General features: G+C 58.2%; 13 protein-coding genes. 6 read left to right on the top strand and 7 right to left on the bottom strand.

Annotated features, from left to right (window positions below; genetic code table 11):
* Nucleotides 1-26: 26 nt before the first annotated feature.
* On the top strand, nt 27-308 hold the full coding sequence (locus DXH95_RS08445) for an ETC complex I subunit (protein ID WP_115548913.1): 282 nt from the start codon (nt 27-29) through the stop codon (nt 306-308).
* Here the strand turns inward: DXH95_RS08445 and DXH95_RS08440 are convergent.
* Genes DXH95_RS08440 through DXH95_RS08425 form a run of 4 tightly spaced genes read right to left on the bottom strand, consistent with a single transcriptional unit; the run spans nt 301 to nt 2,961 of the window.
* A complete protein-coding gene (locus DXH95_RS08440) occupies nt 301-819 on the bottom strand; it encodes an NUDIX hydrolase (RefSeq protein WP_115548912.1) in 519 nt (172 codons plus the stop codon). The two genes, DXH95_RS08445 and DXH95_RS08440, sit on opposite strands and share 8 nt — an antisense overlap.
* A complete protein-coding gene (locus DXH95_RS08435) occupies nt 819-1,508 on the bottom strand; it encodes a TPM domain-containing protein (RefSeq protein ID WP_420822277.1) in 690 nt (229 codons plus the stop codon). The genes DXH95_RS08440 and DXH95_RS08435 overlap by 1 nt, the downstream gene beginning before the upstream one ends.
* Nucleotides 1,509-1,510: 2 nt before the next feature.
* Entirely contained in the window at nt 1,511-2,335 is an 825-nt protein-coding gene (locus DXH95_RS08430; protein WP_115548911.1) for a TPM domain-containing protein, read from the bottom strand.
* Nucleotides 2,336-2,358: 23 nt separating this feature from the next.
* A complete protein-coding gene (locus tag DXH95_RS08425; protein ID WP_115548910.1) occupies nt 2,359-2,961 on the bottom strand; it encodes a LemA family protein in 603 nt (200 codons plus the stop codon).
* A gap of 157 nt (nt 2,962-3,118) precedes the next feature.
* Between DXH95_RS08425 and mscL the strand changes: the two genes are divergently transcribed.
* The 4 genes from mscL to DXH95_RS08405 are packed head-to-tail and all read left to right on the top strand — an operon-like array spanning nt 3,119 to nt 6,876.
* On the top strand, nt 3,119-3,535 hold the full coding sequence (gene mscL / locus DXH95_RS08420; protein WP_115548909.1) for a large conductance mechanosensitive channel protein MscL: 417 nt from the start codon (nt 3,119-3,121) through the stop codon (nt 3,533-3,535).
* A 20-nt stretch (nt 3,536-3,555) separates the two neighbouring features.
* Complete coding sequence (locus DXH95_RS08415; protein WP_115548908.1) at nt 3,556-4,833, top strand: SAM-dependent methyltransferase; 1,278 nt, start codon at nt 3,556-3,558, stop codon at nt 4,831-4,833.
* A 22-nt stretch (nt 4,834-4,855) separates the two neighbouring features.
* Nucleotides 4,856-6,064 carry a serine hydrolase domain-containing protein gene (locus tag DXH95_RS08410; RefSeq protein ID WP_115548907.1) on the top strand — a complete coding sequence of 403 codons (1,209 nt, stop codon included), beginning with the start codon at nt 4,856-4,858 and terminating at the stop codon, nt 6,062-6,064.
* Nucleotides 6,061-6,876: an SDR family NAD(P)-dependent oxidoreductase gene (locus tag DXH95_RS08405; RefSeq protein WP_115548906.1), complete on the top strand. Its 816-nt coding sequence runs from the start codon at nt 6,061-6,063 to the stop codon at nt 6,874-6,876. The genes DXH95_RS08410 and DXH95_RS08405 overlap by 4 nt, the downstream gene beginning before the upstream one ends.
* Nucleotide 6,877: 1 nt before the next feature.
* Here the strand turns inward: DXH95_RS08405 and DXH95_RS08400 are convergent, their stop codons facing one another.
* On the bottom strand, nt 6,878-7,525 hold the full coding sequence (locus DXH95_RS08400) for a heme exporter protein CcmB (RefSeq protein WP_115548905.1): 648 nt from the start codon (nt 7,523-7,525) through the stop codon (nt 6,878-6,880).
* Nucleotides 7,522-8,139, bottom strand: coding sequence for a heme ABC exporter ATP-binding protein CcmA (gene ccmA, locus DXH95_RS08395; protein ID WP_115548904.1), 618 nt, complete (start codon nt 8,137-8,139; stop codon nt 7,522-7,524). The genes DXH95_RS08400 and ccmA overlap by 4 nt, the downstream gene beginning before the upstream one ends.
* Nucleotides 8,140-8,188: 49 nt before the next feature.
* Between ccmA and DXH95_RS08390 the strand changes: the two genes are divergently transcribed.
* Nucleotides 8,189-8,479: a 4a-hydroxytetrahydrobiopterin dehydratase gene (locus tag DXH95_RS08390; RefSeq protein ID WP_115548903.1), complete on the top strand. Its 291-nt coding sequence runs from the start codon at nt 8,189-8,191 to the stop codon at nt 8,477-8,479.
* A gap of 109 nt (nt 8,480-8,588) precedes the next feature.
* Here DXH95_RS08390 and DXH95_RS08385 read toward each other — a convergent pair whose 3' ends face one another.
* On the bottom strand, nt 8,589-9,401 hold the full coding sequence (locus DXH95_RS08385; protein WP_115548902.1) for an SDR family oxidoreductase: 813 nt from the start codon (nt 9,399-9,401) through the stop codon (nt 8,589-8,591).
* Nucleotides 9,402-9,509: the final 108 nt, after the last annotated feature.

Here is a 9,509-nt window from a genome sequence, read left to right as displayed (position 1 = left end):
AAAGGGCCGCTGCAGAAGGGGTATTTATGACTCAGGCACGGATCGTCCAGAAATCGAAAAATGCGCTGCAATCGGGCCGTTATGGAACCGGGCAATGGGTGCTGGAATATAACCCCGTCGACGCGCAGCGCCCTGATCCGCTGATGGGTTGGGCTGGTTCTGCCGATACGCGTCGCCAGTTGAACCTGAAATTTGCGACCCTTGAGGCCGCCAAGGCCTATGCCGACAAAAATGGCATCAGTTACACCGTTATTCCTGCTGCGCCCAAAGTGCTCAAGCTGCAGGCTTACGCCGACAATTTCAGATAAGCTGCGGGCCCAAAAGCATTAGAAGGCGGACATCAACGCCCATGCCTTCACTGCGTTTTTCGTCCAGAAAGCCCTGAAGCGCGCTTAGGGCAACACGGTGCACGGTGATGTCTTCTCCGTCCGTACCGCCGCCTTCACCCACCTTGGTCAAACCTGAAGCCCGCACCAGCGTGAAACTTTCGCTGACCATGCCGGGTGACGAATAATATTCGCCGAGCGATTCCAGCTTAGCCGCGCGGTAACCGGTTTCTTCTTCCAGTTCGCGACCTGCCGCCTCCAGCGGGTCTTCGCCTTCGGTTTCGTCGCCGATCAGGCCTGCGGGTAGTTCGATGCAGTTCCTGCCCAGTGGCACGCGATATTGCTCGACCAGCAGGACATGCCCGTCCTCGACTGCCAGGATGACCGCCGCCTTAATCCCGCGAGACCGGCTGACAAACTCCCATTTGCCCTTGCGTTTGGCGGTAACGAATTTGCCCTGCCAGACGATTTCCTCAATCTCACTGTCGCTCATCAGATTTCGATCAGCCTGTCGGGCAATTCATTGGGGTTTTCGCTGCCTTTGGGGAAATGTTCGGCGAGCACTACGCCCATTTGCCGCACCGCTTCGGCCATGCCTTCACCGGGGCGGCCTTCGCGAAGGTTATCGATCAATGCGATCATGGCATCACCCCAAACTTCGGGCGCTACCTTGCTGGCAATGGCTTCGTCGGCAACGATTTCAGCCCGGTGTTCGCGCATGGAAAGGTATAGCAGCACACCGGTGCGCCCGACGGTCTTGCTCTCGGTACCCACCTTGAACAGGTCGATCGCGCGGGCGCGCACGCGGCGCATTTTAATATGCTTGGGCGTCAGAAACAGCCGTAAAGGCATCCATTTCATGAGAAGCCAAGTGCCCAGCCATTTGCCACCCATGAACAGGAAGATCAGCGCAAGATATTCGCTCGCCGTCCAGTCATGCTCCCATCCGCCCAATGCGCGGTCGACCATGCCGAGATAGAAATCGGGGAATACCGCGACCACCGACAAGGCTAGGAACGCAATCATGGTGGCCCATGACAGTGCGATGTCGTGATAATCGTCAGACAGGTCGGTGACGATCGTGACGATTTCACCGCTGGTGTGATGTTCGGCCTCGGCAACCGCCGCAGTCACCAACTGGTGATCGGCTTCACTGACATGGCTGATCTTGCGCAAGGCCATGCTCACCATCCCCCCGAGGCACCGCCGCCGCCGAAGCTACCGCCGCCGCCCGAGAAGCCTCCGCCGCCAAAGCTGCCACCGCCGAAACCGCCGCTGCTGCCGCCGCCCCAGCTCGATCCGCCACCGCCCCAGATGATCACCGGGCCGCCCCAATGCTTGTCGCGGCCGCGCCGATGCTTTTTGCCTCCGCGCGCGATTGAGATGATGATCGGCAGGATGAAGAAGAGGAAGATGAACAGCCAGAAGATGACGAGAAAAACGGCCTCGCCATCATCATTCGAGCGTGTTTCGGCCAATGCAGCCTCTTCAGCAACCTTGGCCGCCTCTTCGGGTGGCAGGGTCAATTGCGTGACGATGCAATCGACGCCGGCATTGATGCCACCGTTGAAATCACCAGCTTTGAAAAAGGGTGTGATGTCGTTGCGGATGATGCTCGACGAGAGACCGTCGGTGAGTACCGGTTCAAGACCGTATCCCACCTCGATCCGCATCTTGCGCTCATTCGGCGCAACGATCAGGATTGCGCCATTATCCTTTTCGCTCTCGCCCTTGCCATCCTGCCCGATCGCCCATGTCCGACCGAGCCGATAGCCATAGTCCGAGATCTCGTAACCCTGCAGATCCTTGATCGTAGCAACGACCAGCTGGCGGTTGGACTGGGTTTCCAGCCCCGCCAGCTTGGTTGTCAGCGATGCTTCCTGCTCGGGCGACAGCAAATCCGCCTGATCGACCACGCGGCCGGTCAGTTTCGGAAAATCCTGCGCGGACGCTGGATTGCCGATGAAGACGCTCAGCGTCACAAGGATTAGGGCAAAGGCCCTGAACATATTCTTTATCCGGTTCAGCGGCTTTACTGCGTCGGTGCCATGTCGAGTTTCGGTGCGACTTCTGCACCCGGCGTCGACGCTTCATAGGGCACCATCGGCTTGGCGCCGTGGATCACTTTCGCGCCAATGATGTCGGGGAAGGTGCGGATTGTCGTGTTATACTGGCGCACCGCTTCGTTGTAATCACGCAGCGTGATGCGGATGCGGTTTTCCTGACCTTCCAACTGGTCCTGCAATTTCAGGAAGCCTTCCTGGCTTTTCAATTGCGGATATTGTTCAACCGAAACCAGCAGGCGTGAGAGGCTGCCCGACAGATTATTCTGTGCCGATTGGAAAGCTGCCATCTTTGCCGGATCGCTCAGATCGCCGGGTGCCAGGGTAACCGAAGTCGCTTTGGCGCGCGCTTCGATCACTTCGGTCAGCGTCTTGTTTTCCTGTGCGGCGGCACCTTTGACGACAGCTGCAAGATTGGGGATCAGGTTGCTGCGTTCCTGAAATGCGGCCTGTACATCGGCCCATTTTGCCTTTGCATTTTCTTCGGCGGTAGGAACGCTGTTGATGCCGCAACCAGCCACCGAAACGGCAGCAACAGGTACAAGCAGGAATTTTGCAAGATCGGAACGCATGAGGGTACTCCTTCCCCGGAAAGCCTTTGTGTATTGCTTAGATAGGGCAGTGGATGCCCGGTTTCAATCGCTGAAAAAGTTACATTTGCTCGTCTCGACACTTGTTACAATATGTTTACCATGGATGTAGGTCAAAAAGCCTATGGGGAGACGTCTAATGTTAAGTGAATTCAAAGCGTTCATTGCACGTGGTAACGTGCTCGACCTTGCGGTTGGTGTGATTATCGGTGCCGCATTCGGTAAAATTGTGTCGTCTCTTACCGACGATTTGATCATGCCTCTGATTTCCCTCGTCACCGGCGGTGGAACCGACTTTTCGGCGAAATACATCGTTCTGGGCGGTGCGGATAAGGTTCAGTCCGGGATGTCATTGGCTGCGGCGAAAGCTGCGGGTGCAAATGTCTTCGCCTGGGGCAGCTTCATTACCGCGATTATCAACTTCCTGATTCTGGCATTCGTCATTTTCCTGATCGTGCGTCAGGCCAACAAGGTCATGCCGCCGCCGCCAGCCGCTACCGGCCCGAGCGAGGTCGATCTGCTCACCGAAATCCGCGATGAGTTGAAGAAGAAGTAATCGCAGCATAAACGGATGCAATGAATGCACCCGAACAGAACAGAGGCCGTCACCTCGTCCACCAGGCCAGTTTGCCGGGCACGCGGGGCGGCCTTTTTTCGCGGCTGAAGGGGAAGGCTGCGGCGCATTTCATCTCCACCATATTGGATCGCATTGATCAGGGGTTGGAATATGGGGTGATAGAAGGCCGCTTGCCCGACGGTTCGAACCGGGTTGCCGGAGGGCGGGGTGAGGGCCCCGCTGCGACGATCGAAATTCGCAACTGGAACGCGTTGGTCCGGCTGGCGCGCAGCGGTTCGGTCGGCTGGTACGAGGGTTGGGCTGCGGGAGAGTGGTATAGCCCCGATCCTGTTCCCATTTTTGACCTATTCATGCGCAACCGGGTTGCGCTCGGCAGCGTGGGCCGTGCATCGGGATTGGCGAAAATCGCCGGTCGCATGGCGCATTGGCTGCACCGGAACACCCGCAAACATGCGCGCGACAATATCGAAGCGCACTATGATCTCGGCAATGATTTCTACGAGTCCTGGCTCGATGCGACGATGACCTATTCCAGTGCCGTTTTTGCGAAACTTCCGCCGCTAGACGAGGCGCTGGAATCGGGGCAGCGGCGCAAAATCAACCTCATTCTGGATCGTCTGCATCTGACTGGAAACGAAAGCCTACTTGAAATCGGGTGCGGCTGGGGAGGATTGGCAGAAGCTGTACTCGAACGCGATTTAGCAAGCTATCACGGCATCAGCCTGTCCCCCGAACAGATCCGCTTTGCCGAGGCACGGCTGGGTGAGAAGCGCGACTGGAAGATCACGCTGACCGACTATCGCGATGTTACCGGACAATATGATGCCATAGCCAGCGTCGAGATGGTCGAAGCAGTGGGTCAAAAATATTGGCCCGCCTATCTGGACTGTATCGCCCGATGCCTGAAACCCGGTGGGCGGGCCGCGTTGCAATATATCCGCATCGAAGATGACATTTTTCAGCAATATGCCGACGGGCAGGATTTCATCCAGCGCTATATCTTTCCCGGCGGGATGCTGCTGTCGGAAGGCCGCTTCCGCGCCTTGGCGGAGGCGCGCGGGCTGCGCTGGGCAGATCAGGTCGATTATGGCGCGCACTATGCAGAGACGCTGCGTCTATGGCGCGAACGTTTCGACGCTGCCGTAGCGGAAGGGCGTTTGCCCGCTGGCTTTGACGAGAAATTCATTGCGCTTTGGCGTTTTTACCTGATGTATTGCGAGGGCGGGTTCCGTGGAGGCGGAATCAACGTGGCGCAGGTAACATTGGTCAAAAATTGAAGCGGGACGGGAGAGGGACAGCATGAAGAAATGGATTATCGGCCTGTTGGTCGTGGCAGCGGCGGTGCTTGGCATCGGTTGGCTGACGATGGACAAGGATATGCGCAATCTGGCGGCAAATCTGCCGACCGATCGCAACGTCCTGTTCTGGTCGATCCCGCAACGTGATGCCGCCTTCCGCACGATGGACCGCTTGCCGGTCCTCGCCAAGGCGAACATCATTGGGGCAGGCGAGAAGGTCTTTCCGCTCCCCAAAGGTGCAGAACTGAAGCCGGGTATCGACGTTGATGCCTATATGAAGGCGCAGCGCACCGCGGGCCTCGTCATTGTCCACAATGGCCAAATTCGACTCGAAAAATATGGCCTCGATTTCGATGGCAATGGCAAATGGACCAGCTTTTCGGTCGCCAAGTCGCTGACGTCGACGATGGTCGGTGCGGCAATCAAGGATGGCTATATCAAGAGCCTGGATGACAAGGTGACGCAATATATCCCTGAAATGAAGGGATCGGCCTATGACGATGTCACCATCGCGCAATTGCTGACGATGACCTCGGGCATCAAATGGAATGAAGATTATGAAGATCCAAAATCCGATGTCGCCCGCTTCAACGAGCATAAGGCCGAACCGGGCATCGACGTAACCGTCAGCTATATGCGCAAGCTGCCGCGTGAGGCACCCGCCGGCACCAAATGGGTCTACAAGACCGGTGAGACCAATTTGATCGGCGTTCTGGTCAGCAAGGCGACGGGGAAGAAATTGTCCGACTATCTTTCCGAAAAAGTCTGGGCCCCTTTTGGCATGGAGCAGGACGGAAGCTGGCTGCTGGGATCGACCGGTCATGAAATCAGCGGTTGCTGCATTCAGGCATCAACCCGCGATTATGCGCGCTTCGGGATGTTCATCCTCGGTGGCGGTTTAGTGAACGGCAAGGCGATTTTGCCCGACGGCTGGATTGCCTCGGCGACCACCAAGCAGGCAGACATTGGTACCCCCGGCAGAGGCTATGGCTTTCAATGGTGGACGTATGATGATGGCAGCTATGCAGCGCAGGGAATTTTCGGCCAAGGTATCTTCATCGATCCCAAGCGCAAGCTGGTGATCGCATCGAACAGCAACTGGCCGCGCGCCACCGACCCGGCCGGGCAGGATGGGCGTGAGGCGTTTTACAAGGCCGTGCAGAAGGCGCTGGACGACGAACTGGCGTCCTTTCCGGAGGATGTGAAATGAGCGGCAAGACAGCATGGATAACCGGCGCTTCATCGGGAATCGGTGAGGGGCTGGCAAAGGAATGGCTGGCACGCGGCGGGCGCTGTGTGCTTTCGGGGCGCAATGTCGCGGCGCTGGAAGCGGTGGCTGCCCATGCACCTGACCGCTGCCTCGTGCTGCCATTTGAAAGCACCGACTATGCAGCTATTCCGACCATGGTGGAAAAGGCTGTAGCCTTTGCAGGCAATGTCGATGTGCTCGTCAATAACGCAGGCATCTCGCAGCGCTCGCTTGCCATCGATACCGACATGTCGGTGTATCGGAAGATTGTCGATGTGGATCTGTTGGCACCAATTGCGTTGACGCAGGCCTTGCTGCCGCACCTGCTGTCGCGCGGATCGGGCGGGGTTGTGATGATATCGAGTGTTGCAGGCAAGGCGGGCGTGCCCATGCGTACAGCTTACTGCGCCGCCAAGCACGGCCTTGTCGGCTATGCAGATTCGCTGCGCAGTGAAATTGCGGGGCAGGGTATCAAAGTGCTGGTCGTGGCGCCCGGTTCGGTGCGCACCAACGTTTCACGCAATGCACTGGCGTCTGACGGATCGGTGCGTGGTGTCAGCGATGCGGCGATCGACAATGGCCTTGATCCAGCCGATGTTGCCAAGACCATCTGGGATGCCCTTGATGCCGGAAAGCGCGAGATTGTGGTGGCTGAAGGTATGGAGGCGGCCATTCCGGTGATGCGCGCGCATGAGCCGGACAAGCTGTTCGACATGGTCGAGGCGATGGTCGCGCAGGGCTATGCGCAAAAAATGGCGGCCGAGAATAACTAAATCAGTCGCGGGCGGCGCGCAATGCCGCCCCGGCAGCGAAAGGCGATAAGGCTGTCATCGCCAAACTTGTGGCTGCGAGAAGTTGCAACGCGTTGTTGGCTGAATCGCCCAAAGTTCCCGCTCCGAAAATCAGGATCGGAATCGCCAATGGCACCAGCAGCAACCCTCCCAGCGCCGATGCGCCGTTGAGGCCAGCGGTCAACGCAGCGATTGTCACGCCTAGACCGGCAAAGGCGGGCAAAGTGAGGGCTAGGCCAATTATCAATGTCTTTGCCTGCGCATCGGGCACGCCGAGCAGGGCGATTGCAACCGGCGTTGCGAGCAGCAAGGGGATGCCGAAGCCGACAATGTGGCCTGCAATCTTCGCTGCAGCAATCCATTCGTCTGCCCATCCGCGCAGCACCAACTGGTCGAGTACGCCGGATTGACGGTCAGGCAGAACTAGCCGTTCAATGGGGAGTAGGCTGGCGAGCAGAGCCGCGATCCAGAGGATACTTCCACCTACCCGCGCGAGTAGGGCTTTGTCCGGGCCAGTAACGAATGGAAACAGTGTTGCCACCGCAAGGTAAAACACGATCGGCAGCCACAACCCGCCTCCTGTCCATGCGATGCGTACTTCGCGCCAGGCGATGCTTGCAAAGCCGTTCATGCGGCCATTTCCGTCCGTGGTCGGTCGATAACAAGGCTGCGGGCGACATTGACGGTTGGTGCAATGTGCGACGCAACCAGTGCGATTCCACCTTTTTCGGTATGGCGGGACAGCGCCGCATCCAGACGGGCGACATTAGCCTGATCGAGGCCATTATAGGGTTCGTCGAGCAGCCAGATCGGCGCTTCGCTGGCCAAGAGCCGCGCCAATGCGCCGCGACGTTTTTGTCCGGCAGATAAAAGCCGCACTGGCAATTCTGCCAAACCGATCAGGTCGAGCGTTTCGAGTGCAAATTCCAGCCTTGCCGGTTCGATGCCGTCAAGGTCCGTCCAGAAACGGATCGCTTTTTCGAGCGGCTGGTCAAGGTCCAGGGCAAGATTGTCATCGCAAAGAGCAATCGCGCCGCTGATGCTGACCTCCCCCGATGCGACCGAAAGCAGGCCGGAAAGTGCCCGGAACAAGGTCGACTTGCCGCTGCCATTGGCGCCGCGCACCCAGATCAGTTCGCCGCTTTCAACCTCCAGATCAAAATCGCGCAGGATCACCCGGCTGCCGCGTATGATGGCTACTCGGTGCAATGCGATGCTTGGCGATGCGGCTTGACTGTGCGGCATGGCGCGACATAGGCACGGCGCGCGCAAAAAGCAAAGGCAGGAGAGTGAGATGGCTGTTCGGGAACTGGACGCAAGCGAACGCGAGGCCGCTTTGGCTGGATTGCCCGGCTGGAGCTATGATGCCGAAGCGCGGGGTATCAAGCGCACATTCCGTTTTGCGGATTTTGCCGAAGCTTTTGGTTTCATGAGCCGGGTGGCGATCCTTGCCGAGAAGGCCGATCACCACCCTGAATGGTTCAATGTATACAACCGCGTCGAAATTTTGCTGACCACCCATGATGCGGGTGGATTGTCCGAACGCGACATTGCGTTAGCGACCGCGATTGATAGGTTCGCCTAGTTTCTTCCTCCCGCTTGCGGGCGGGATTAAGGGAGGATGCGAGCGAAGCGAGCCGTCGGTCGTTTCAGACACTCCCCCAGCCCCTCCCGTAAGCGGGAGGGGAGAGTGCTCAGTTCTTCACCACCGTCTCGATACCCTGCATCGTCGACAACTGTCTGCGCAAGCGACCCGGGAACCAGCGCGCGGCGAAGGCGAGTTGTTTTGCCAGTTTGTTGACGGGCGTGTGCACCTTGTCCCCGTGCACAGCTTCCCAAGCGGCGGGACCGATGATCGAAACAGGGCTGACCTCGATGCCCGCTTCTTCAAGACGCTGCTTTCCTGTCTGGTTTGATCCGGGCGCAACCGCGCCGATGATATTAGTATCGATGAAACCGGGCATTAGCGAACGCGCCTTGATGCCCAGTTCGCGCCATTCAATGTCGTGTGCCTCGGTCAGGCCGCGCACTGCGAATTTGGTTGCGCTATATACACTGAGGCCAGCAGACCCGTAAATTCCCGCCGCTGACGCCGTGTTGAGTACACAGCTATTGGGCGTTGCCTGCAGATAAGGGAATCCAGCGCGGATACCGTTGATGACGCCGGTTACATTGATCGCAATCATCCGGTCGATATCTTCGTCGGTCATATCCTGGATTGGCCCGCCGGTGCCAACACCGGCGTTGTTGAACAGCACGTCCATCTTGCCGCCCGTGTGTTTGGCGAATTCGGCCACCGCCGCTTTCCATTGCGGGCGGTTGGTGACGTCAAGCTTGTGGATCGACCACTGACCGGCGGGCAGCATATCCGCGGTTTCCTTGAGGCCTGCGTCGTTGACATCGGCCAGACCGACGAACCAGCCCTTTTCGGCAAAATAGCGCGATACTTCGCGACCTAGGCCCGACGCGGCGCCGGTTACGAAGATGCTTTTGCGGTTGCTGGACATGGCTCGACTCTCCCTCTTATTTGCATCGCTGTAAGCACAGCAATTCGCCCGCCGGGTCAACCCCTACTTGCAGCATGGAATGGAGGGCGATATTCAGCCTCTACCTAT

This window comes from Sphingorhabdus pulchriflava (assembly GCF_003367235.1).
GTDB classification, from domain to species: Bacteria; Pseudomonadota; Alphaproteobacteria; order Sphingomonadales; family Sphingomonadaceae; genus Sphingorhabdus_B; species Sphingorhabdus_B pulchriflava.
The sequence above is the reverse complement of the archived record's forward strand: the minus strand, read 5'-3'. Positions and strand labels throughout refer to the sequence as shown.